Source organism: Hwangdonia seohaensis (assembly GCF_031932625.1).
GTDB lineage: Bacteria > Bacteroidota > Bacteroidia > Flavobacteriales > Flavobacteriaceae > Hwangdonia > Hwangdonia seohaensis.
On sequence record NZ_JAVSCK010000002.1, the window covers coordinates 304574 to 329971 of the forward strand.

13 protein-coding genes are annotated in these 25398 nt (G+C 37.2%); 6 read left to right on the forward strand and 7 right to left on the reverse strand.

What is annotated here, in order from left to right:
• Positions 1 to 31: 31 nt before the first annotated feature.
• From RNZ47_RS06635 to RNZ47_RS06660, 6 genes are all read right to left on the reverse strand, one after another.
• Complete coding sequence (locus RNZ47_RS06635) at positions 32 to 3307, reverse strand: cytochrome c biogenesis protein (protein WP_311938019.1); 3276 nt, start codon at positions 3305 to 3307, stop codon at positions 32 to 34.
• Between the two features lie 245 nt (positions 3308 to 3552).
• Positions 3553 to 4821 (reverse strand): hypothetical protein, encoded by a 1269-nt coding sequence (locus tag RNZ47_RS06640; RefSeq protein ID WP_311938021.1) that lies wholly within the window; start codon positions 4819 to 4821, stop codon positions 3553 to 3555.
• A 17-nt stretch (positions 4822 to 4838) separates the two neighbouring features.
• The gene (locus RNZ47_RS06645) at positions 4839 to 5210 is read right to left on the reverse strand and encodes a plastocyanin/azurin family copper-binding protein (RefSeq protein ID WP_311938023.1); all 372 of its coding nucleotides are present in this window, start codon (positions 5208 to 5210) and stop codon (positions 4839 to 4841) included.
• Positions 5210 to 5749 carry a DUF4142 domain-containing protein gene (locus RNZ47_RS06650; protein WP_311938025.1) on the reverse strand — a complete coding sequence of 180 codons (540 nt, stop codon included), beginning with the start codon at positions 5747 to 5749 and terminating at the stop codon, positions 5210 to 5212. The genes RNZ47_RS06645 and RNZ47_RS06650 overlap by 1 nt, the downstream gene beginning before the upstream one ends.
• Before the next feature lie 76 nt (positions 5750 to 5825).
• Positions 5826 to 6470: a GTP cyclohydrolase I FolE gene (gene folE / locus RNZ47_RS06655; protein ID WP_311938027.1), complete on the reverse strand. Its 645-nt coding sequence runs from the start codon at positions 6468 to 6470 to the stop codon at positions 5826 to 5828.
• Positions 6471 to 6474: 4 nt separating this feature from the next.
• Positions 6475 to 7140, reverse strand: coding sequence for a ferredoxin reductase domain-containing protein (locus RNZ47_RS06660; protein ID WP_311938029.1), 666 nt, complete (start codon positions 7138 to 7140; stop codon positions 6475 to 6477).
• Between the two features lie 143 nt (positions 7141 to 7283).
• Between RNZ47_RS06660 and RNZ47_RS06665 the strand changes: the two genes are divergently transcribed.
• The gene (locus RNZ47_RS06665; protein ID WP_311938031.1) at positions 7284 to 7955 is read left to right on the forward strand and encodes an RNA polymerase sigma factor; all 672 of its coding nucleotides are present in this window, start codon (positions 7284 to 7286) and stop codon (positions 7953 to 7955) included.
• Between the two features lie 79 nt (positions 7956 to 8034).
• Here the strand turns inward: RNZ47_RS06665 and RNZ47_RS06670 are convergent, their stop codons facing one another.
• Positions 8035 to 9033, reverse strand: coding sequence for a metal-dependent hydrolase (locus tag RNZ47_RS06670; RefSeq protein WP_311938032.1), 999 nt, complete (start codon positions 9031 to 9033; stop codon positions 8035 to 8037).
• Positions 9034 to 9270: 237 nt separating this feature from the next.
• Here RNZ47_RS06670 and RNZ47_RS06675 point away from each other — a divergent pair, with 237 nt between their 5' ends.
• The 5 genes from RNZ47_RS06675 to RNZ47_RS06695 all read left to right on the forward strand — a co-directional run bounded on the left by RNZ47_RS06675 (position 9271) and on the right by RNZ47_RS06695 (position 25397).
• Positions 9271 to 9717: a hypothetical protein gene (locus tag RNZ47_RS06675; RefSeq protein WP_311938033.1), complete on the forward strand. Its 447-nt coding sequence runs from the start codon at positions 9271 to 9273 to the stop codon at positions 9715 to 9717.
• A 284-nt stretch (positions 9718 to 10001) separates the two neighbouring features.
• Positions 10002 to 11333 carry a beta-helix domain-containing protein gene (locus RNZ47_RS06680; protein ID WP_311938035.1) on the forward strand — a complete coding sequence of 444 codons (1332 nt, stop codon included), beginning with the start codon at positions 10002 to 10004 and terminating at the stop codon, positions 11331 to 11333.
• A 143-nt stretch (positions 11334 to 11476) separates the two neighbouring features.
• Positions 11477 to 12916: a T9SS type B sorting domain-containing protein gene (locus RNZ47_RS06685; RefSeq protein ID WP_311938037.1), complete on the forward strand. Its 1440-nt coding sequence runs from the start codon at positions 11477 to 11479 to the stop codon at positions 12914 to 12916.
• 1 nt (position 12917) lies between these two features.
• Positions 12918 to 15287 carry a PorP/SprF family type IX secretion system membrane protein gene (locus RNZ47_RS06690; protein WP_311938039.1) on the forward strand — a complete coding sequence of 790 codons (2370 nt, stop codon included), beginning with the start codon at positions 12918 to 12920 and terminating at the stop codon, positions 15285 to 15287.
• A 414-nt stretch (positions 15288 to 15701) separates the two neighbouring features.
• Complete coding sequence (locus tag RNZ47_RS06695) at positions 15702 to 25397, forward strand: T9SS type B sorting domain-containing protein (protein ID WP_311938042.1); 9696 nt, start codon at positions 15702 to 15704, stop codon at positions 25395 to 25397.
• Position 25398: the final 1 nt, after the last annotated feature.

Sequence of the window (25398 nt, forward strand, 5' to 3'; positions counted from 1 at the left end):
AGTAAACCAATCATCAAGCTTAGTTAATTATTTAATTAATGTATTGTTTGTTTCTATGTTTTAAATAAGCGGTTAATGATAAGATTAACATACAACAAGCCGTAATATAAATCCATATAGGAATTGGAATTGGGTCGCCAGCTGCATAAGAGTGTAAACCTGCTAAGTAATAGTTAACCCCAAAATATGTAAATATAATTGACCAAATTGCCCACAGGCTGGCTATATTAAAGGTAAGTTTACCTCGAAGCTTCGGAACCAATCTTAAATGAAGCACGACCGCATAAATAATAACCGAAATAAATGCCCAAGTTTCTTTAGGGTCCCAACTCCAATAGCGCCCCCAACTCTCGTTGGCCCACATGCCACCCAAAAACGTGCCTATGGTTAGCGCAAAAATGCCTATGGTTAAAGCCATTTCGTTAACTATGGTCAGCTCTTTAATGGCATGTTTTGTTTTTTTAGTGGGTTTAGCACTAAATAATATGAGTGAAATGGTGCTCAACACTGCCGATAACCCAAAAAAACCATAACTGGAAGTAATAATACCAACGTGTATCATAAGCCAATAAGATTTTAAAACTGGCTCTAAAGGAGTGATCTGCGGATCGAGCATGGAGCCACCGTGCGCAAAGCCCATCATAATCATAGCTACCAAGGCCCCAGCAGCAGGAATAAAAGCATTCCGGTTTTTATAAAGCAATAATCCGGCTAGTACACCCATGGCTGAAATAAATATGATGGCTTCATAACCGTTGCTCCATGGTGCGTGCCCTGAAAGAAACCAGCGGACCGCTAAGGCTGTTGTTTGAATAATTAATGCCACAATTAGTAACACCGACATTGATTTAATTAAAAAACGAATACTCCGATTCTGCTTCGATTCTATTGAAAACACCTCTGCAAAACCAAGAATTATCATAAAAAGCCCCAAAAAACTGTAAGCAATCATTAACCAAAAGAAAATGTTTAAATGGTTATAAAGAATTTCCAAATTCACTTTTAAGGCTGTTGGGACAACGTCTTTTCCAAAATTTTGTTGAAATGAATTTATGTTTTCAAGAGCTTGATCTGCTTTAGTCCAGTTTTGGGTTTTTAAACTTTTTTTAACACCATTAAAATAATCGTTCAAAAACCCATATGCGGTTTTGTCAATTTCAACTAAATTTTCATTAGTACTATAAATCCAACTCGTCCATGTATTTAAGGGGTCGTTTTTTATAGGAATTGCCGTTGTGTAATACCCAAATGCAATATTGCTAAAAATATTGAATCGTTCGGTTACTTCTATTACGGCTTTGTCATAATTGGATTGGTCGGCTTTTCGTTTACTAAAAGATTTGCTGTTTTGTTCATCTAGCTTATAAATTCCGGTATTTGTGTCAACAAGATTTGTATATGATGTGTAGCCTTCCCTATTAGCACCAGTTTCTTTAATAAGTTTATCACCTCCTTTTTTACTAACTTTTATCAAAGGTTTGTCTGCCCAAAAACCAGGGTCAATTTGCATTGAAATAAACCATTGGTTAGAATTTATACGAATATTATTATTTTGATAAGCGTCTTTTTTGTAAAGTTTTCTAAGTAGTTCTAAGGTGTGTGTGTCCATAGGTTTTATTCTACCTTGAAAATCCTGAACCAAAAGATGCCCAAATTTTTTGGCATGATTAGGATTAATAATTCTATTTGTTCCAAGTTCTTCTGGTTTAGCAAATTGAGCGTTTGCTCCCAGAAGTGGCTGCTTAGCTCTTGCCGTGTCTGTAATTTCGGCTTTATTGTTTTGGGCAATACAGGGGGTAGTGCCACCTAAAAAAGCTACAAGCAATAAGAAATGAAACAGATTGCGGTTTTTTTTATGTGTTTTTTTTAATGATTTATTCAGCTTCCAGAAATAAGTATCTTTCCAAAATAAGGTAAAAAACATACCAATAAATAATAATGAATATCCGAAATAGGTCATGTTAGTTCCCCACTTATCTGCATTCACCGAAAGAATGGTTCCCGTTTCATCCGGAAAATAACTGGCTTGAAAAAAACGATATCCTTTATAATCCATAACATTATTCATATAGATATGATGTTGTTTTTTATAACCAGTGTCTATAACCGTTATTTTGCTCTCGTACGAAGAGGGATTGTTAGACCCTGGGTAGCGTTCAAGCAAAAAATCATCACAGCGTAAATGAAAGTCTGTGTATAATATTTTAGAACCAAATCCTAAAGATACATTTAAACCGTTGATAGTTATGGTTTTATCTAACTGGGTGATGCCTTTTCCTCCCTTGATTATCAGGGTGTCCGCGAATTTTCCCGAGCTTACTTTTAACCGGATAATATCCAAAAGATTTTTATTGTTAGGATTGCTCTTATCACTTTTATAATAAACGATTTTTCCTCTAAAGGTGTTTTTTGGAATAATAAAACTGGTGTTGTTTACTGTATAAAGGGCCCTTTTGTTTAATAATGTATATTTATTTGCTTTGATTTTTCCTGAGTTTTGAGCGAATAAAGACGAGTCGATTAACACGCCTTTTTGTTGACCTTCCATGGAAAAATATTGACCGTTTGTAGGAAGGGCAATTTTAAGAATACCTCCTTTTTCTTCCAACTGAACAGCACCTTTAATTGGCTTGTTGAAACTAAATAACATCCCATTGATTTTTTTGGTTTCGCCAGTTCGTATATAATTATTTTTTCGGCTACCTTGGTCAATAGTTATTATATGGAGCATTTTCTCTCCTTTTTCTGTTTTTTGAATGGAATCTTTAGCTAACGGGATGTAGTCGAGTGTTTTAAGTGTAATAACTTTATCATCAAACTTATAATTTTGTTTGAAAGTTCTTTTAAATGGCCACTTTGTGTTTTTAGCGTTAAAATATGACATCATATATGGATGCTTGTCGTAGCTGAGTGTTTTATTCCCATCGGTGACCACTAGTTTGAAATAGGTAAGGTCGCTGATTATTTTATTGGTGGTTTGTCCTTCTTCAATGGGCATTTGCCCTTCAAAGCCCGTATATCGAGTAATTGCACCTCCTAAAAACATAAAAATAAACGCCAAATGAAATACGAGTATTGGCCACTTTTCTCTTCTTGTAAGCCTATAGGTTTTTATATTAACGGTAAACAAGGCAATAAGCCAAAGCATAAGGATTTCAAACCAAGTAGCGTTGTAAATTAATGTTTTCGCCGTAGCGGTATCATAATCATTTTCAATAAAAGTGGCTACGGCCATGGATATGGCGAATAACAATAACAGAACGGTCATGGTTCTGGTTGAAAATAAAATATGTGTTAAGTGTTTCATTAAAACTTGTAAATAGTTGAAATATTATAAAACCAGTGCCGATAACTTTTAGCATGGTTTTTCATTACACAGAAAGAGGAGGGAGGTCTTGTAAATGCGTAGGTCTTTAATAGGTTGATGTTTGGCTATTTTAAAAAAATGCACCTCTTTTTTAAAATAGATTCCCTTAGGGAATTCCGCTTTTAAAAGAGATGCATTTAAAAAAGCAACATAAACAACCACTTTTGGTTTACTAACCCCTTTTTTTAAATAGATTTTAAATATTCGGTAAGATCAGTCTTTTCAGAAGCGCTTAGGTTAAGATTGTTTTCTAGGTTATATCTTTCAACCACATCGGCCAATGTTGCTGCAGAGCCATCGTGAAAATATGGGGGATGCTGCCAAATACCTTTCAATGGTGTAACACGCCAAAGTTTTGTTGCAGATCGCTTTACATAATCTTTATCAATTGCCACGGATGCACTTTGTGGGTGCAATTTTCCGCCTTCAATAACATCGGTAAATAAGGGTCCGGAATGGCAGGTTGCACACTGTCCTTTTCCCGAAAACAGCACCTTGCCTCGTTCAGCTGCAGCCATATCAAAAGAACCCGTTGGAGGCTTTGGTGCCGATATTGAAAATTGATATGCTTGCAATGCCGGTAGTTTATCTGTTACTAAGTCGTCGCCTTCTCTGTTGTCGACTACCAAACCAAGGCGTGGGTCTTCAAAATATCCGTGGCCTCGCATTTGAGTTACGGCCACATATCTATTCCAATAAGCCACTGGCCCCACTGGTTCGTGCTCTATATCGCCATCACCGGTAAAAATAGCTTTGGGTAAACCATATAAACCAAATGCAGGAGGAATAACCACGGGGTTGTTTATGCCATCATTATTGAATCTTGGGTCGTAAATTCCGGGTCCCCAAGACGCATAAATATCTTTAGTAGCTTGATCTAAAGCTGGCGATAATGAAATGATTAATCCTGGGTTTAAATCTCTGTTGGCCCAACCGTCCAATCGATTCCCTATTCCAGGAGCAAATGAGTCGTCAACAGTTGAGTGGCATAGGGCACAAGTAATACCCACACGATCTAATTTTAAACTACCATCTTCTTTTTCGCTAACCTGTCCTTGAACACCAACTACAGCGTTAAGCTGCAAGAGTGTTAATGTGGTTTGCGGATCTTCTAAATCTACATCTCCGTTTTGGATAGCTGTTACCACGGCTTCTGGTAAAGCCGCGGCATCAACTTTCAACCCAACACTTAAAGCTGTGGCAGGACTCACAGCACTTTCTATGACTTGATTCATTTGTAATACATCGGTCCAAAATGTTTCATCACCAAACGTATCGTATCTAAAAACTTGTTTTCCTTGTTCCACCAATTGTGGATCTAATGGGGGTAAATTTAAATTACCCTCACCCGGTGGGATTGTGATAATAGTACCAGAATCGTCTCTATCACAACCCACTGCAGTGATTAAAAAAATGAAAACTCCAATTATTTTAATGATATTATTTAATTTCATAATTACTTATTTTATTATTATTTAGCTAGTGTAATAGTACCTTTCATGACCTTATGAAGATTGCAGAAATACTCGATGTCCTCATTAATTACTTTCGACCACTTTTCGCCTTTATTAAAAGGTTTTGACGTCCATTTATGGCTTAGCTCTTCGGTAACATCATGAGGCACAAAATCTTTATTAATCCAAACAACAGTATCTCCTTTTTTTACGGTTAAATTGGCGGGATTAAATTTCATTCTAAATATGGTTACCGTATGTGTTGTGGGCGCTTTGGAAAAACCCACATTGTTTTCTGGATTTTTATAACCCATTAAAAACATTATCAGTAAAATTAATGCCGCAAAAAACAGTAAATATTTTGAAATTGAAGATTTATGTGTTCGCATTATTTTGAAATTTTACTTCGTGCCATTTTTGCATGCCCCAAATGTGCTTCTAATGCCGGAACAACTGCCTCCAATAGGTTTTTTAATTCTGCATTTTTGGCTTGCGGAATTAATAAGCCGTTAACTGCATCAATAACTGCTTTATGGTATGCAACTTCGTTATCAATGTAGGTTTTGTCAAAATCTTGTTTTTTGGTTTTTTTGAGCTTTTTAAGGGTTTCTTTTGATTGTTTTAACAAAGATTGGCTTACCTCATTATCTTTGGGAGTTACACCTAGTTTTGTAACCAACGCAACGGCTTGTTGAATTACAGCGTTATGATCTTCCATCATCCTGTTGGCAAAATCAATAACCTCTTTGTTTTTAGACCGCTTAATAGCCATTTTTGCATAATCAATATCTATTTGATTGGCAACAACAGCCACAGAAGCTATTTCTGAATCATTTAATTTTGGCGTTTCTTGGCCCCACATCATGTTTGGTATCGATAATAACAATACGCAAGTCATAATCAACGTAATTTTAATTTTTGTATTCATAATTTTGTTGGTTTTAAATGTATTTGCCTTTTTGATGCAAATAAGCTTTAGGGGTTACAAATTTTCTCTAAAAAAGTTATTTGGTTATAGAATTAATAAATCTTGACTTTTCTTTATCTTTTGAAAATTTTCCACTAAAAAAAGTTGTTTTAGTAATACTGTCCCTGTCTTTAATACCACGAGAAGCTATGCATAAATGGTTAGCTTCGATATAAATGGCCAAATCGTCTGTTTTTAATAAATCTTTTAGTTTTTGTCCAATTTCAACTGTAAGTTTTTCTTGTATTTGAGGTTTGCTGGCATAGAACTGAACAATGCGATTAATTTTGGACAACCCAATAACTCTGTCTTTTGGAATATAAGCCACTGCTGCTTTTCCGAAAAAAGGCACAAAATGATGCTCGCAATAAGAGTGTACCGCAATGTTATCAACCACAACCATTTCACGATAACCACTAGCGTTTTCGAAAAAAGATATTTTTGGAAAATTATTTTCATCCAGCCCTCTAAAAATCTCATTGATATACATTTTTGCCACTCGTTTTGGGGTGTCTTTTAAACTTGGATTGTCAAGGTTTAACCCTAACGTTTCCATTATTTTACCAAAATGATATTCTATGGCTTCTAATTTTTCTTGATATGTTGTGTTTTGATGTAATTCTTGAATGCTATTACTTGATAAAACCTCGGTTTTATACATTCCTTTGCCGTTAATTTTCATGGGTTTAATATATAGTTTGGATTAAATTTTGATTAACACCGAGTTTAACTAAGTCCTTTTTTGCACTTTTTAGCAAGGAGATAGGTCCGCATAAATAAAAATTTTGATTGGTGTTACTTATAGTTGCTTCTAAAAATTCATAGTCAATATGGCCAAAAGCGTGATGACTTAGATGATCTCTACTTAATATATTGTGAAACCTGTTTTGTAATATTTCTTTAAGCTCCTTTTTAAGGATGATGTCTTGTGCTTTTCTGTTGGCAAAAATTAAACGATGGCCTTCTATATTATTTTGTTCTTTTAGCAATCTTAGTATGGGGATAAAGGGTGTTATTCCAGAGCCAGCAGCAATAAATACTCCCGGACCTTTGTATGTGAAGGAATCCCATGCTTCAGAAATTAAAATGCTATCATTAACTTTTAATTGAGCTAGTTTAGCGGTAATTCCATGGTGTTTTTGATAGATTTTTATAATAAACTGTAGGTCTTTATCCTTTTCATAAATACTCGTAAGTGTAAAAGGGGCTTTTAAAAAATTTTTGCCCTCAGGTAAGGATATTTCTACTGCTTGACCAAGGTTATAAGTAAATGGTTCTGGCTTTTCAATTGACAATTGAATAACATTGTGCGCCAACCATGATTTGTTTAATACTGTGGATAAATAGTTCAAAGTTATAGGATATTAAAAATTAAAACTTCAGTGAATTCTTCAAACCTTTAAGGTTTTGTTTCTTTAGATGAGATTCTTAAAAAAAGGTTACAAATACTGTAACCTTAAAAAGAAATTTGCATCCAATAAGAAATTATATAGATATGAAAGGCAACCCAACAATCAAAATTGAACTTAATGAAGCTTTGATCATTGAGAAAGTACTAGATGGGGAAATAGAATTATTTGAGATACTTTTACGCCGTTATAATGAGTTGTTGTTTAGAACAATAAGAAGCTATGTTGATGTTGAAACCGATGTAGAAGACATTATGCAAGACACTTATATCAAGGCGTTTGAGAAATTGTACCAATTTAATAATAACGCTATGTTTTCTACTTGGTTAATACGAATAGGCATAAATGAGGCCTTACAGAAAAAAAGAAAGACTTCAAAATATAAAACTGTTGCTCTGCAACAAGACGATTATGTTTTACAAATTGAAGACCGGACAATTATGAACCCTGAACACAAAGCTATGTATAAAGAATCCTCCTGTTTTATGGAAAAAGCCATTGATACACTTCCAGAAAAATATAAAATAGTATTTATGCTTAAAGAGGTTGAAGGGCTAGCCATTTCTGATATATCAAAATGTTTAAACTTGAGTAATAGTAATGTTAAAGTTCGTTTACATAGAGCAAGGAAAATGCTTCAAAATTCCATTTTGAGCTTAACCGATTACACGAATATTTTTGAGTTTGGTAACTCTAAATGTGATAGGATTGTGAATAACGTTATGGAGTATATCCATAAAACGTATCCTAGATTTTAGGATATTTGTTTATGTGCTAGTACCAAATATATAGCGGCTTTCTTGTTTTTAGACATGAACATTGAAAAAATTAGCACCATCAATTCCCTTTTAAGCGCACCCACAAATCGGCTAATAGTTTTTTTCCATCGCGCTTGTTTTTTTCTTGTTCTATAAATTGAACATCGCCAAATTCGTCTACTCGAATTTCATACTGAAATACAAAATCTTGGGCGTTTGGTGTCATGCTTAAAAGCCCAAACCGTAAGTCGTTATAAAATAATTTATTGTTTTTTTTGGTGATGGTGTACCAACCTTCAGAAACAGCAATCATCTGTTTAACCTTTTCGTTGTCAATAAGTTTTCCCAGTAACTCATGATTTTTTTTATAAGTTTCAAAAGTGATGGGTTGTGTGTCAAAAAAAGAATAATTACCCAACAAATAAGCATTATTGGTATCAACATTTACGCTCCAAAGTATGGTGTTAAGCGGTGATGGTCTGGTGTCTATTTGTTGATAGCTTATGCCTTGGTTTAGTAGCGCATCTTCAAACTCTCTAAACGCTGCCCATTTTAAAACAAAGGTCAAAGCCAAATATGTGGTACTGATAATTAAACCGATATTATTGTAATAGCGCCGTTTTTTGGAGGTTTTTTTCTGGAACATTGCCAAAATTAAAAACACTAAAAACGGCAAGGTGTAAAGAGGATCGATTACAAAAATGGTTTTAAACGCCAACCGCAAGTCAAAAGGCCAAAATAGTTGTGTGCCCCAAGTGGTGTGGGCATCTAAAATGGAATGCGTTAAAAATCCCCAAAAAAATAACCAAGACCAGCCTTTAAATTTTTTATAGGTTTCAAACCTAGAAACCAGCCACCCAAAAAGCGGTGCAAAAAGTACGGCAAACGCAACGGAGTGTGTAAACCCACGGTGGATAGACAGCGCCGTTACGGTATCTGTAAAGTGGGATGCGAAAATGTCTAAATCTGGAATAGTGCCGGCAATGGCACCATATAAAACAGCTTTATTGCCTACTTTTTTTCCTAATATGGCTTCGCCAACGGCAGCCCCTAATACTATTTGTGTTAATGAATCCATGTTGTTTGCAAAAATAGACTTTGCAAAGCAATTATAAAATCTTAAATAGTTTTGATAATGGGTTTATACAGTATCAGTTTTACTTTCAGGTATTTACTAAATCTAAATAGGGTTTTTGCACCATTTCAAATCACATTTTATCTTTTGAGTGAAAAAATATTATTAAAAAATCGATAAAACGCTTGTTTTTTACGATTAATTACATAAATTTGTGGTTTGAACCCCTAAATCTTCGACATGAAAATAAGAATTATATTAATAAGTTTTAGCTTTTTTTTAGTTACAGGCCTTAGTTTTGCTCAGAAAAATAAAGCTCCAAAAAGCATTATAAGCGATAAAGTTTCTATTAAAAAATATCATACTAAAGAAGATCTTGAGCGCATGCAAAAAGGACAATTGCTGGATTTATACGTCGAGCGAATAGAAAGCCTTGTTAAGTTGCTGCCTTATATTGCATTTGCAACTAAGCCGGGTGTAACCATGACTTCCTTGGGAATCCCAAACGATAAAGATAACCGATCGGCACTGGACGATCAATTCGAAGCCACTAAAAGCTTTTTAGAAACAAATGGTGAATTCCAACGGCGCATTTTGCCTTACTCGGATACAACAAACCTTGTCGCTGCTATTTTGTTTTATGAAGAAACCATGAAATCCTTGCATGAATATAGCGAGTTTCATTAATAATTAATTTCAACAATTAGTTGTTTTTTTAGTTTGTTTTAAAATTTAGGAATAATATAATAGACGAAAGTCATATTATTTTATTCCTTTTTTCATTCAAAAAAGTGAATTTACCCTATTATTTTAAATCTAATTAAAGTGCATTTCATCGATGAAATCATAAATATATTATATAATTTTATGTATTTTATCGTGAAAATTGGTATTTCATGGATTTTTTATTATATATTTGAGCGTTATATAATAGGAAATCTAATTTGTTTTTCCAACATAAAATATTAATTATGAAAAACTTTATTCAATTGCTTTGCATATGTCTTTTATCTATAGGCAGTGTTTTTGGGCAACAAGAAAAGGGGATAATAGGTACCGATAATTGGTTATACAATTGGACGGAGTTTAACCCCAAATCGCAAAACCATGGCGAGCCTAACCAAATATTAGCCGGTAATATTACGGAAGACACCAAGTTGTCTAAACGTAACGTATACCTTTTGTCTGGAAGTGTTTTTATTACAAACAACGCAACACTTACCATAGAACCGGGAACGGTAATAATTGGTGATTATCAATCTAAAGCATCCCTTACTATTACTAAAGGTGCAAAAATAATTGCCGATGGCATTGAAACAGATCCTATTATATTTACCTCAAACAGAAGCGTTAAAAGAGCCGGTGATTGGGGAGGCATTATAATTCTTGGAGATGCGCCAACAACAAAATTTGGAAGTGGCTCGGTAGCTTCATATTATCCTAAACTTGATGCAACAACCTATGCAAATTCAAATTATGGAGGTGAAAATTTAGCCAGTAATTCTGGAATTTTAAGGTATGTAAGAATTGAATATGCCGGAAAACGAATTAATAACGATGGGTATTTTAACGGACTTCTGCTGGCAAGTGTAGGCAATGAAACCGTTTTGGAAAATATAATGATAAGCCATTGTGCCGGTAATTCGTTTGAAATTTTGGGCGGGGAAACCTATTTGCACAAAGCCGTGTCATACAAATCTAACAGTAACGACTTTAAATTTAATTTTGGTGCAAAGTGCATGCTATCAAACTCTTTGGCCATTCGGTCGCCTTACGTGTCAAACAGCGCCGGAGCCCGATGTTTATTGATTAATTCTTATGATAATAAAGAAGAAATCGATTTTTCTAAACAAGGAACCACCGTTGTTGCAAAAAATTTAACCTTAATAACAGATACCGACGATTTAACATCAGCCATTCAGCAAGGTTTGGTTAAAGAAGCCGTATATGTTGGGCATAATGCATCGCTTGAAATGAATAAAAGTGTTATTTCTGGGTTTAATCCAGCGGTTTTATTTGAAGATAAAATTAAGGTAAATCAAGAAAATTTAGAGAAAATCAAATTTACCGATATGTATTTTAACAATTGCAATGGAAACATTTTTGTTGAAAACAATATGAATAATGAAGATTTGGAAAACTGGTATGGAAATTCTGCTTTCTTTAATGTGTATTCTAAAAGTGATAACTCTGAAACATTTATTGATTTGAATAACAAACGACGTCCAGATTATAGACTCAGAATAAATAAAATAATAGCTTCAAACGAAATAGACCCAGATTTAAAGCGCGTAGACAATTAGAAGTGTAATTTAATAGGATTTAAAAACACCCTGTTTTGATATGCTAAGGCATTATTTTAATTGAATCAACAATTATAAAACAGGTAAATTAAATTCTATAGCCCCAAAGATGATTGTTTCTCTTCTAACGAAAATAATGTCAAATGAAGAATTTTACTATTACCTACATAGTTGTTTTTTTTATGCTCTCAATACCTAAAACCATGGCTGCTCAGGTGGTTATTAGTACCCCAAGTTTAGGTTTTAGTCAAGCTTGTGCAAGTGCTTCATTTAATACTTATAATATTAGTTTTGCTTTTTCACCTGAAGGCAATTTAGGTTCAACCAATCAATTTATAATCGAACTTTCCGATGCTTCGGGAGCGTTTTCAAACGCCACCGTAGTTTATACGTCTGCACAAGGCGCGGTTACAACATCGCCGGCAACCCTGAGTTTTTCATTGCCAACAGATACTGCTGGCCAATCCTATAAAGTTAGAGTTAAAAGCACGGCACCAGCTGCTACAAGTACGGGGTCTGTGTCTTTTCCTGCCTATTATAAAATTCAAGACACGCCATTTTCAATCAATAATTTAATTGAAACAGGTGTGTATTGTTCTGGTGGCAGTTATTTGTTAACTATTGATAATCCGGGAACCGGCGACAACGATTCGCCGTTGCAATACCCATCGCTCACTTTTAATTGGTACAAAGAAACCAGTCCAACTACATCGGTTTTTGTAGCTTCCGGTAATACATTGTCGGTTAATCAACCGGGAACGTATTTTGCCGAAACCAATTACGGGTCATGTACGTCCAACTCGTTTTCAAACCGGGTTACGGTAAGCGAATCTACTACAAATGGCACCTCTACCATTAATTCCAGTTTAGGCAATCCGTATTGTGCCAGCCAAGGCTCTACAACTTTAAGTGCCATAAATGGAGTGAGTTACCAGTGGTATAAAGATGGTGTTGAAATTTCTGGAGCTACAAATCAAATGTATGAAACGAATGAGACTGGGGCTTTTTCAGTTGATATTGATTTAGGCGATTGTAGCACGAGTGCCTCCATAGATTTAGACGGAATTGGTTTTACAAGTGAAATTGATGTTACGGAAGTGAATATGATTGAAGATGGTGAAACCTTAACGGCAACGGTAACCACAACAGCTAGTTCACCTGAGTTTAAATGGTATTTTAATGATACATTAATAACAGGTGCCACTGCCAATAGTTATGAGGCCACTAAAACAGGAAATTATAAGGTTGAAATTACACAAACCGTAGGCTGTGATACGACTAAGGAGTTTCAATTTTCCGTTCAAACGGCCTTTCCCAATGTTTCCGATATTCCTAATTTAATAAGTCCCAATGGCGATGGGATAAACGATACTTGGGTTATCCCACAAGAGTATGTAAATGGAGCAAATGCTACGGTAACTATATTAAGTGCACAAGGGGAAATTATACTTCAAACAAATAATTACTTAAACAATTGGCCAGAAAACCAATTGGATTTTAAAAGTGTAAATCCGGTTTATTACTACGTTATAACCACTTCAGATAATAAAACTAAAAAAGGCTCGATAACAGTTGTTAAATAGTATGAAAAAATGCCTATTACATATCGTTTTGTTTTTCTGTATAACACAACTGTTTTATGCTCAGGAAGATGGCGTTATCGCGTTTGATGTGCCTTCGAGAAATTCCTTGAAATTCAATAAATACACCATTAACCCAACATTTAGTTTTGTTAGAGAGCAAAATAAATACATAACCTTTTACAACAAAAGGCAATGGGTACAGTTTGATGATGCACCATTAACCTATTTAGCAAGTTATGCCGGCAGGTTTCGGGAAAATATGGGGATTGGTGTCGGTGTGTTTCAGCAAGATTACGGGGTGTTAACTACCTTTGGCGGTATTTTAAACTTTGCCTACAATGCTGCACTTAATACCGATAGCAATTTAACCTTCGGTATGAATCTTGGGTTTTACAAAAGCGGTATAAACGAAGGCAGGGTTAACACAAACTTTCCGGATCCATCCTTGGAAAACATTCCATCAAATTCGATAATTACCATAAACCCAGGAATAAACTACGGTACGGCGTTTGTAGATTTTGGTGTTTCCGTTAAAAATGCGGTTGCATATAATTTACTAATCTCTGAAATGATTGAAGACAATCCAGAGCAAAGTATTCAAGGTCATTTTATGTACACGGGTTATATAAATAGTCGCGGTTTTTTTGATGAAAGCAAATTTTCAGGATTATTGCGTTCCGAGTTTAAAAAAGACCAAACCATCATTTCAGGGCTTGTTATGCTAACCGTTTCCAAAGGTATTTGGGCGCAAGCTGGTTATAGTAGTTTTTATGGGGTTTCAGGCGGATTGGGATTAAACATCACTTCGCAAATCGCCATTGAATATAACTATGAAAAAGCCATAGGCGATGTGTCAGCTTTTGGTAATTCGCATGAAATTACCTTGGCCTACAAATTCAAAAACCAAGAACGTTATAACTATAGTGGTGACGATGAGGAGCAAGCGCTGTTGTCTACAACAAAGAAGCGAAAAGTATTGGCCAAAAACAGCACCACTCCTAAATTGACAGAAGAAGAAAGACGCATAGCTAAAGAAGAAGCACAAGCCAGAATAGAAGCAAGACGATTGGCAGCAACAGCCAAAGCCGAAGAAAGACAACTGGCAGCGCAACAAAGACAGACTAAAACAGAGCCGGAAGCCCAAACAATAACCGATGAGGAGGTTAAAAATGAATTGGATGAAAATGCTGAAATCGAGGCACAGAACAAGGCTAATGAAGAAAGGTTGAAGTTAGAAGAGGCGAATAGACTAAAAGCGGAAGAAGCCACACGATTAAAATTAGAGGAAGAGGCTAGAGCAAAAATTGCGGCTGAGACCAAGGCTAAGGCCGAAGCAGAAGAATTGGCTAAAATTGCTCAAGCCGAAGAAGATGCAAGGTTGGAGGCAGAGAAGAATGCCCAAGCTGAAGCCGAAGAAAAAGCTAAAGAACAAGAACGATTACAAGCTGTGCAAAAAGCAGATACGGTACAATTAAACGGTGTTATGGTCCCTACAGCTAATGATAGAGAAGCTTTGGCCATGCAAAGCCTTGCCGAATTAACGAAGACTTCAAAAATTGAGCAGCAGGATTTATTAACGCGTTTAGGAGCTACTGTTGATAGTAAGAATCAAGATCTTAAAGATTTAAAAGAAGAAAACGATTTAAGCGAACAAGGTATTTACAAAGCTCCAAAACCGTTTAAAAGTGTATCGGCAGAAAACGCCAAAATAGAATCTTTAAAAGATGAGATTGATAATGTTATTGAATCTCAAAATCAAAAAATAGCCCAATTGGAGATTTTATATAATGAAAGACTTAAAACGGTCAATGATAAAAATGATGAAACCAATGCCTTTTATTTTAAAGCCATTCAAGATTTAAAAACGGAACAAATGCAGGCTTTAAATACTAAAGATAGGTTGCTATCTACTTTAGAAACGATTAAAGTCGCCACAGAAATAGAAAGAAAAAGAAGGATTAAACGTGCGGCTTACGATAATGAAGAAGACCGATATTTAAAGGATAGAGCAGCATTAAATCAAATAAAGCAATTTACACCAGTTGCCTCAGAGCCTTTGGCACCAGAAGATTTTGACTCTGGAGAAGCGCACAGTAGCAGCATACAAATTGTTAAGGATGTTAAAAATACCGAAAGCGGATATTATGTTGTTCTTGGCGTGCATAGCGATGTGGCAAAAAGAGATGAGTTTTTAAGAAAAGCAGTTGCGGCAGGACAAGCAAATATTGATTTCTTCTTTGATGTAAATACCAGTAAATACTATATTTATTATCAAAAGTTTGATGATATTGAATCTGCTAGAAACGCCATGTCATTAAAAGGAAGCGAGCCATACAACCAAAATATGTTTATGGTTAAAGTTGAAAACTAACAACGTTGAAAATAGCTTTAATCCTATCAAATTTGCCCGAGCTTTGGTTGAATTTGGATAGAAGGTATTTGCGTTTTATTGAGAACTGCTGCTTTTTACTGATATGAATAAACGTAAATAGTTCATTATTTTTAAAAATTTGGAAGCCGTTTACTAAAATTGATGTATATAAAATATTACAAAATAATAATTTTTTTAAGTTTAAAGTAGCAATTCAACGATAAAATGCTTAATTTATTGTATATCATGCTAGTGGTTTAAAAAATTTTAACGATATTTATCCCGTTTAAAAACATTAAATTTAGACGAAATACACTTTAGGTAATATTGTACTTACTTTAGTGATTTAAAAACAGCTAAAATTATTTCTTTTTTATTCCCCAAGTAAAACTGAAATACTAAACTTAACCGATCATGAAAAAAACTACTTATGTTAGCATTGGACTTGTAGCTATACTCCTTTTAATAAGTTTACAGGCTTTTTCTCAAAATTTTGTACCATTTGCGCCCAGGTTTAATCAGGATTTAAAAGGTGATATAGTTTTGATTGGTAACAATATTTTAGGTCCAGACAATAACGCATTTAACGACAACTCTACATACAACCATAGGGTTAATATGCGATATATTGATATTGACGGCGATGCCTCAACATTTAGTTCCTCTAGTGCAGATTTGGTAATCCCAGATCCTAGTTGTTATAACATTATTCATGCTGGGCTATATTGGAGTGCTGTTAACAGTGGTTCAGAACCGATTACGGATATAAAATTTAAAGGACCATCAGGTAGCTATAACGATGTTGTTGGAACTGTTATCTTTAATTCCAACGGAACTTCTGTTGACGGTGGTAATAGTTTTCCATATGCTTGTTATGCAGATGTTACTGGTATTGTTACTGGTTTGGCTACAAATATAGGTACGTATACCGTTGCCAATGTGTCGAGTGCCGAAGGGCGTACGGCTTCTGACAGACCTTATAATGGTACAGGACATTCAGCAGGATGGTCATTATTTATTGTTTATGAAAACCCTACATTACCCGGCAAATCAATTACCAGTTTTGATGGTTTTAGTGCTATAAGTGTTGCCGGGGGAAATCCAACTTTGGATGTTCCTGTTTCTGGTTTTAGAACCGTTCCTGCTCCAACACCGGTTAGAGCGAATTTTGCATTTGCAGCTTTAGAAGGCGATAGCCCAATCCTGGGTGATCAGTTGTTGCTTAACGGTGTAAACCTTTCAACTGCAGATAGGCCTGCTACCAATTTTTTTAATAGCTCGGTTACACAATTAAGTGCATTGCCCGTAAATAATAGAAACCCCAATAGTACAAATACTTTAGGTTTTGATACGGGTGTCATGGTTGTTCCTAACCCAGGAAACACAGTAATAGCTAATAATGCCACTTCGGCAACGGTTCGTTTAGAAACTAGTGGCGATACTTATTTTCCTTATTTCTATGCTTTAGCAGTCGATATAATTGAACCAAACATAGTTCTCACTAAAATAGTTGAGGACGCTTTAGGGAATGATATTGGTGGCCAGTTAGTTAGTCTTGGCGATGAACTAAATTACGTCATTGGTTTTCAGAATACAGGAAATGATAATGCTACAAGCCTTATAATTAGAGATATACTTCCTATAAATGTTGTTTTTAACTATCCATCAGATTTAGGGATTTTACCTCCAGGAGTGAGTGTGCAAAATTATGATTCTACTACCAGAGAAATAATTTTTGAAGTTGATAACTCAGTTGTCGAAGTAAATGACCCTGTACAGGAAATTCGTTTTAAAGTAACCGTTGTTCAAACCTGTAGCTTATTAAATGATGCTTGCGATAATATTATTAGTAATCAGGCATTTGCAACTTACAACGGAACGTTAAATCCATCTTTCACCATATCAGATGACCCCAGTTTTAACACCAACGCAGGTTGTTTGTTAAACACCTCGGCTACTAATTTTTTAGCTGATATTGACTGTGTGTTTTCTGAGGAGGTTATACTATGTGGAGCAAGTACAGTGTTAACGGCCGGTGATGGATACGATTCGTATTCCTGGTCTACAAGCCCATCCGGAACACCTGTTATTGGCACAACCCAATCGATAACCGTTACTACTACAGGAACATATTATGTACAAAATACGGCGACCGCACCTTGTCAATCTATCGATCAAGAATTTGAAGTGATTACTTTTGGAGCGGGTGTAACAAACCCATTAATTCCGTTTGCAGATCAAGTGGTAGTTTGTCCGAATGATGGTAAAGAATTGCCCAATTTCTTTTTATGTGGGGCAGGTGATACGCGAGATATTCAAACCAATATTACCGATACCTCTTCAATTATTTGGGAGCGATTGGACGAAACAAGTTGTGCGGCTGTTGCCAATCAAGATTGTGCCAACGAAGACCCAGGCTGTACTTGGAATCAAGTTGCAACGGGACCAAATTATCTCATAGATACGGCTGGTCAATACCGATTAACCTTAAATTATACTGGTGGTTGTTTCAATCAGTTTTATTTTAATGTATATACCAATTTACTGGTTCCAACGGTATCGTCGCGAGATATTTTTTGTACCACGCCAGGTGAGATTGTTGTAGGCGGTGTACCTAGTGGTTACGAGTATAGTATTGATGGCACTAATTACCAAGCCAGTAATACCTTTTCAATAACTACTCCAAATATATATTCAGTTTATATAAGACAGATTGGTGTATCTCCAAATCCGTGTATTTTTACTGTACCGGATGTTCAAATCCGCGAACGCGATTTTACGGTTTCCACCATTATTAACCAACCTTATTGTAATGGCGAATTGGGTAGCGTGGTTTTGGCCGCAAATGATGTGCGTCCGCAATATTTCTTTTCAATTTATGATGGTGCTACTTTGGTGAATAGTGTAGGGCCTATCAATGATGATAACTATACGTTTTCAAACCTAAACCCGGGAATTTATACCGTTAACATATCTACTGAAGATGGCTGTACATTTTCTGATGATATTGAAATTATAAATCCACCGTTGTTGGAAGCGACGGCAGCAATAACGCAACCATTAACTTGTACCGACGGTGAAATAACGGTTTATCCAGTGGGTGGCACACCACCATATTTTTATTTTGTAAACAGCACAACGGTCTTTCAAACAACACCCATAATTCCGGTAACAAGCGCAGGTGTTTATAACATTACGGTTGTAGATTCCAACAACTGTTCCACAGATACCTCTATAACTGTTGATACGACTCCGGCACCAGATTTTAACGTGACTAAAACGGATATTCTGTGTGCGGATGATTTGAATTCTGGTTCAATTGATATCAACGTAACCAATCCTAACGGAAATAGTTTACGATACAGTATAGATAATGGCACAACGTTTTTTAACTCGCCAATTTTCACAGGACTTACCGCTGGAAATTACGATGTTGTTGTGGAATATACCTTTGGAACAGACGTATGTTTATCAGCTCCACAACCTATTACCATTATATCTGCAACAGCTATTTCAGGAACGGCAACCTTAACTACACCCTATACTTGTACAACCAATGGTGTGATTACCGTTTCTGGAGTTTCTGGAGGAAACCCACCGTACACCTATAGTCTTGATGGTTTTACCTTTCAAGCAGGAACCACTTTTTCTGGATTGACCGATGGGACTTACACAGTAACCATTCAAGATGCCAATAGCTGTACATTTGTTACAGCTCCAATTACTATCGACCCGTTAAATCCGCCAACCGATTTAACATTTAGCAATACACCATTAAGTTGCCCTGCAATTACAACAGATGTGACCATTACTGGAACCACGGGTGGAACCTTACCATTAGAATATCAAATAATAGCACCAGCAGTTTCGGCTACAGCATATCAATCTTCAAATGTGTTTTCTGGATTAGCACCAGGTACATATACATTTCAAGTGAGGGATGCTAATGATTGTGTTTATTCCGAAAACTATACTATCAACGATTTACCACCCTTAAGTATCGTTGCCCAAACCACCAGTGATGTTAGTTGTTTTGGAGGAGCCGATGGCGCTATACAATATAACGTATCCGGCACAACAAATTTTAATTATACCATTAACGGTGGTACGTCGCAGGCAGGATCGTCTCCAATTAACCTAACAGGCCTTAGTGCGGGTACTTACAACATCGTTATTACCGATAATGATACTAATTGTACTTCTACAGCATCGGCAACCGTGGGAAGCCCAAGTGCTGCATTAACATTATCAGCAGATACATCTCCCATTACATGTAATGATGATGGTAGTGTGCGATTAACCGTTACAGGAGGTTGGGGCGGAAACACCTTTACAGTGACCCAACCCGACGCCACTTCTGCACCAACATCGGGAGGGGGAGTGTTCTCTGGTTTAACGCAAACGGGAACCTATACCGCTACCGTAACCGATGCAAATGGTTGTGTAGCTACAACAACATTTGTTTTAAATCCTTATGTAGCGCCAACCGCAAGTATAGCCACAACCTCGAATCTTTGTTACAACAGTACTTCGGGTGCCAGTCTTGAGGTTACTGCTTCGGGAGGACAAACACCTTATCAATATAGTATAAACGGTGGTGCCTTTGTAAGCACGAATACCTTTACTAATTTAACACCTGATTCCTATGTGATTACGGTTAGGGATGCTTATGGTTGTGATGTAGTTTTACCGGCTCAAATCATAGCTCCTCAGTTAAACTTAAATACGGTTTTAAACAAGGGCTTGGACTGTACGGCCACAGCAGATGCTCAGATTACAGGTACTTTCTCTGGGGGTTATGCACCCTATACTTATGCCGTCTCATTCAATGGTGGTGCTTATGCGTCTTTAGGTGCAACAGGTTCGCCATTTAATTATAATACAAATACAGATGGAACCTATCAGTTCAGAGTGACCGATGCTCAAGGTTGTACCGTATTTTCTGCGGTAGAAACCGTGAACGCTATTTCGTTACCTGAAATTACTTCGTTAACCCCAACAGAGCCTTTATGTTATGGCGATTCCAGCGGAGCCATTGATGTAGTAATCAATAATACAATGGGCACCCCACCTTTTACCATTAATGTGCTTAATACCACCACAGGAACAGATTACGGTACACAAACAAGCAGTTTGCCTTCGGGCGATTACACGGTTACCTTAACCGATGCCAATTCTTGTACGGACGTTGAAACTGTTACAATTTCAGAGCCAAACCCCATTGCTTTCGATTTAACTAAAGTGGATATTACATGTAACAACCCAGGTGGGTCAAGTTTGGGGTCTATTACGGTTGAAAACGTTACGGGCGGAACGGCACCTTTTACCTATTTTATAACAAATAATTTTGGTGATGTTATTCCGGGTAACCCGTATTCAGCGGTTTCCAATGAGAACCACACCTTTAATATCATCAATTTTGGTACATATACCATAAACGTTGTTGATGCCAATGGCTGTAGTTTATCGCAGCAAATCGTTATTGCATCTCCACCTTCGGATTTATTAATCGATGTGGCCACCGTTGTACCAGATTGTACTTCTGGCGGTACTGCTGTTGTGCAGGCTATTTCTGTAGTAGGGAGTGGTAGTTACGAATTTGCCATTTTGGAATTTAATACGTCGCCATACGCCTTACCTACTTCTTATTTACCACCAGATGTACCTGGAGGTGATACAAGAACTTTTACCAACTTAACACCGGGTGTTGTTTACACCTTTGTGGTGCACGATCTTGTGACGGATTGTTACTATGTGAAATCTGCCGATGCGGCCATTGACCCAGCCTCACCTTTAACATCATCCGTTATTCCAAATAATGTGGTTTGTTTAGGGGAAGATAATGGAAGCGTAACTTTTACAATTGATAATTTTGACAGCACAACCACTTCAGTTGATTATGCTATTTATAGGGCTTTTACCAATGTGCTTATTGATGGGCCAACCAATGTACCGGTTACTTTTGGCGTTCCGGAAACCGTTACAACACCAGCTCCCGGAACATTATCTATAGGGCAATATTATATTGTTTTTACCGAAAACGGTACGGGTGCATTTAACGGCTGTGAAACTGCTTCAGCCATATTTGAAATTAATGAATCTTCTGTCGATTTAGATATTACAGCATCTGTAGATACCAATGCAAACTGTAATCCAAGTTCAGGTGTAATTAGTGCAATAGCAACTCATGGTACGGCACCGTATCTCTATCAAATTACAACATCGGTAGTACCGCCATTGGCAACGGATCCTTCGTGGGCATCGGCTAGTACTTTTAATGTAAATGCTGGTACTTATTACGTACATGTTATAGATGCTTATGGTTGTATCAGATCGACTAGTGCTTTAGTTATGCCTACGGATCCTGAACCTGTAATTACTGCAGTAAACAGCAACGCTTGTACGGCAACTGAGGGTAATTTTGAAATTGATGTTGCATTAACAACATCGGGCGTAGCTCCGTATAGCTTTAGTATTGATGGCGGTGCATTTCAAGTACGTACTACACCATTTACCCTATCTGGATTATCTTCTGGTTCGCACACTGTTGAAGTTAGAGATGTCAATGGCTGTGGTAATTTGGTAACTGTAGATATTGAGGCACCTCTTGGTATATCAGCAGCTGTAACGGCTTTACCTACCTGTGCTATTAACGATGGAGAGATTACTGTAACTGGTGCCGGTGGAAGTGGTAGCTATACCTATAGTATTAGCCCAAGCCCTGCTACCATTGTGCTTGTTGGCAATACGTTTACAGGTGTGCCAGCGGGAACCTATACCATTACCATTACAGATACCGTTACAGGTTGTACCAATACAACAACTGTAAGCTTAGATGCTGCAACACCTGTAACTTTTGATGCGCCTACTATAACCGATGCTACCTGTAATGGTGGAAGTGATGGTCTTTTTCAGGTGAATTTATCACCTACGAACGACAATCCGGTTTACACCTATCAAATAATTGCTGGCCCTACGACAACGGCGGTACAAAATTCTAATGTTTTTACAGGTCTGACAGCGGGAACTTACACGGTTGAAGTCAACTCAGGTAGAGGTTGTACAAATACACAGGATATTACAATAGCAGAACCTCCAGTATTGACTGCCTCGGGAAGCGCAATAGCTTTTGCTTGTGCAGCAGATAATTCGGTTAATCCATCCACCCTTACCATTACAGCAACGGGTGGTACCGCACCATATACCTACAGTATTGATGGAACCAATTACTTAAGTTCTAACACCTTTGAGATAATAGATACAAATGCCGTACAAAACATTACATTTTATGTAAAAGACAATAACGGTTGCGATACTACGGGATCAGTAGTTATAAACCCGCTAATACCCATAACCAGTACATTTACAGGCACACCAGTGGATTGTAATGCATCTGGTACGGTTACCATTAACGCCACGGGAGGCTCAGGTAATTTTGAATACCGATTATTGCCAAGTGGAGTTGCTCAAGTATCCAATGTATTCTCTATTACATCTCCGGGTGATTATTATTTTGAGATTACCGATACAACCACCGGATGCTATATTACAACAGCAGCTTACAGCGTGGCACCTTACGATACGGCGACAATAGCCTTAACGCCAACAGCTCCGGTAACCTGTTTTGGTGATAACTCGGGCGCCTTTGAATTGCTTGTAAATGGATACTCAGGGAACTATACATATACTGTATTGGATAGCTTTGGTACTGCAGTTCCTGCTTTTACTAACATACCTGCCAATACGTCAACAAACCCGATAAGTGTTACCGGTATGGCAGCAGGAAGTTATTCAGTGGAAATTACAGAAACGGACAGCCCATTCTGTACCGCTTCAGGAAGCGTAATTATAAACTCTCCTGCGGCAGCTTTAAGCTTAACTGCATCGGAAACATCGAGCGTAACCTGTGATGATAACAGTGGTACCATCACAGCAGTTGCAACTGGTGGTTGGGGCACGTACGAATACGAATTAACAGGCGCTGCAACGGTGGCATATTCTTCAAACGGAACGTTTAACAATTTATCAGCCGGTAATTATACGGTCAATGTAAGAGATGCCGGAGGCTGTATAGTTTCCAACAGTGTATCATTAGTTGTTCCACCTCCAATCACGGCAACGGCAACGGCCAACGCACCGGTATTATCTTGTTTTGGAGATTCAAATGGAACGATAACTGTGAGTGCCGTGAGCGGCGGACAAGGAAGCAATTATTCATATACATTGAATATGATTGCTCCAACAGTAAGTACTTCTGGACCGCAATCGTCAAATGTATTCAACGGATTGGTTGCCGGTACTTATAATGTTGAAGTTACCGATGCTTATAATTGTACATTCACGTCCGCTGATATTGTTATTACCGAACCTTCACCAATTCAATCCAATTTAGTGGCTGCAACTACAACTACATGTACAACCGATGCTTCATTGACCTTAAGCGCAACGGGAGGTACAGGAACTTACGAGTATAGTTCCGATGCTGCTTTTAGCACTGTTTTAGGCACCTTTGCCTCATCGATTACTATTAATGGTGCAACACCGGGAACCTATCAATATTACGTAAGAGATGCTAATGGCTGTGTGTCTAGTGTATCCAACGAAATAACCATCGATCCATTACCAGCATTAGTGGTAAATTTAGATACTACCAATGCCTCCATCAATTGTGCTGGCGACAGTACCGGCGTTATTATTGCAACTGCCGAAGGTGGTTTGGGCAGCTATATATATACCTTGCAAGATGGTACGGGAACGGATATTTCTCCAGCGCCCGTGCAAACCAGCCCTGGTGTATTTACCGATTTACCGGTTGGAACCTATCAGGTACAGGTTGATAGTGGCGATTGTTTAACTGTAAGCGCGCAAACTACCATTACTGAGCCAATAGCACCTTTAGTTGCTAACTTTACGGTAACCGATGTAACTTGTACGGGAAGTAATAATGGTGTGATGGAAATTACGGCATCGGGTGGAACAGGTATTATAAAATATGCGATTTCTCCGCAATTGAACCAGTTTTTTGAAACGCCTATTTTTGAAGATTTAGCTCCCGGGACTTATCAGGCTATTGCTCAAGATGAATTAGGCTGTTATGTTATTTTGGATTTTACAGTTAGCGAACCTCTACCGGTGATGCTAACCATTGTGCCAAACTCCATTATTCCTGAAGTTTGTAATGGTGATTTAGATGGTGAATTCAGTATTGATATTTCTGGAGGAACTTTGCCATACAGCGTGAGTTTAGATGATATTAATGGCACGTATACACCAGGAACCTTAACACAAACCCAATTCGATTTTACAGGATTGGCCGGTGGCGATCACGTAGTTTACGTGCGCGATGCACAAGGTTGCGAATCTGAATGGAATATCACATTCCCACCATCGGTTTTAATAGACCCCATGGTTGCGGTGGATTTTGGTTGTACCAATAATTTATCGACCAATACTGTTACGGTAACCGTTGATGCGAGTGTTAACCCATCAGATTTAGATTATTCACTTAACGGCGGTGCCTATCAAACCAGCAATGTGTTTAATGATGTGCCTCCGGGATTAAACCATTTTATAGACGTTAGGCACACCAATGGCTGTATCCAAAGGACTGATACCTTTGATATTGCGGCTTATGATCCTTTAACATTGTCTTTAGAAGATGGCGCGCTAAACGAAATTGTAGCAATAGCTTCCGGCGGTACGGGCGATTACGAATTTACATTGAATGGTGAATCTTACGGAAGCACCAATACGTTCCTGATTTACGCATCTGGAGATTACACCGTTACCGTAACCGATAGCAATGGTTGTTTTGCCTCTGTTACGCGATATTTTGAATATGTTGATGTGTGCATACCTAATTATTTCACGCCTAATAATGATGGAAATCAAGACGAATGGGGACCAGGTTGTACAGACCAGTACAGAGACATGACCTTTGATATTTTTGATAGATACGGTCGTAAAGTAGCCACTTTGCGTGCAGGAGAAAAATGGGACGGAAAATACAATAGCAAAGAGCTTCCTACGGGAGATTACTGGTATGTTGTAAGGCTTAATGATACTAAAGACAATCGAGAATTTGTTGGCCACTTTACACTGTACAGATAAA

Bases quoted from the DNA above. Each gene is read 5' to 3' on its own strand.
- RNZ47_RS06635 (WP_311938019.1), bottom strand. From the start codon at position 3,307: ATGAAACACTTAACACATATTTTATTTTCAACCAGAACCATGACCGTT.
- RNZ47_RS06640 (WP_311938021.1), bottom strand. From the start codon at position 4,821: ATGAAATTAAATAATATCATTAAAATAATTGGAGTTTTCATTTTTTTA.
- RNZ47_RS06645 (WP_311938023.1), bottom strand. From the start codon at position 5,210: ATGCGAACACATAAATCTTCAATTTCAAAATATTTACTGTTTTTTGCG.
- RNZ47_RS06650 (WP_311938025.1), bottom strand. From the start codon at position 5,749: ATGAATACAAAAATTAAAATTACGTTGATTATGACTTGCGTATTGTTA.
- folE (WP_311938027.1), bottom strand. From the start codon at position 6,470: ATGAAAATTAACGGCAAAGGAATGTATAAAACCGAGGTTTTATCAAGT.
- RNZ47_RS06665 (WP_311938031.1), top strand. From the start codon at position 7,284: ATGAAAGGCAACCCAACAATCAAAATTGAACTTAATGAAGCTTTGATC.
- RNZ47_RS06670 (WP_311938032.1), bottom strand. From the start codon at position 9,033: ATGGATTCATTAACACAAATAGTATTAGGGGCTGCCGTTGGCGAAGCC.
- RNZ47_RS06675 (WP_311938033.1), top strand. From the start codon at position 9,271: ATGAAAATAAGAATTATATTAATAAGTTTTAGCTTTTTTTTAGTTACA.
- RNZ47_RS06680 (WP_311938035.1), top strand. From the start codon at position 10,002: ATGAAAAACTTTATTCAATTGCTTTGCATATGTCTTTTATCTATAGGC.
- RNZ47_RS06685 (WP_311938037.1), top strand. From the start codon at position 11,477: ATGAAGAATTTTACTATTACCTACATAGTTGTTTTTTTTATGCTCTCA.
- RNZ47_RS06690 (WP_311938039.1), top strand. From the start codon at position 12,918: ATGAAAAAATGCCTATTACATATCGTTTTGTTTTTCTGTATAACACAA.
- RNZ47_RS06695 (WP_311938042.1), top strand. From the start codon at position 15,702: ATGAAAAAAACTACTTATGTTAGCATTGGACTTGTAGCTATACTCCTT.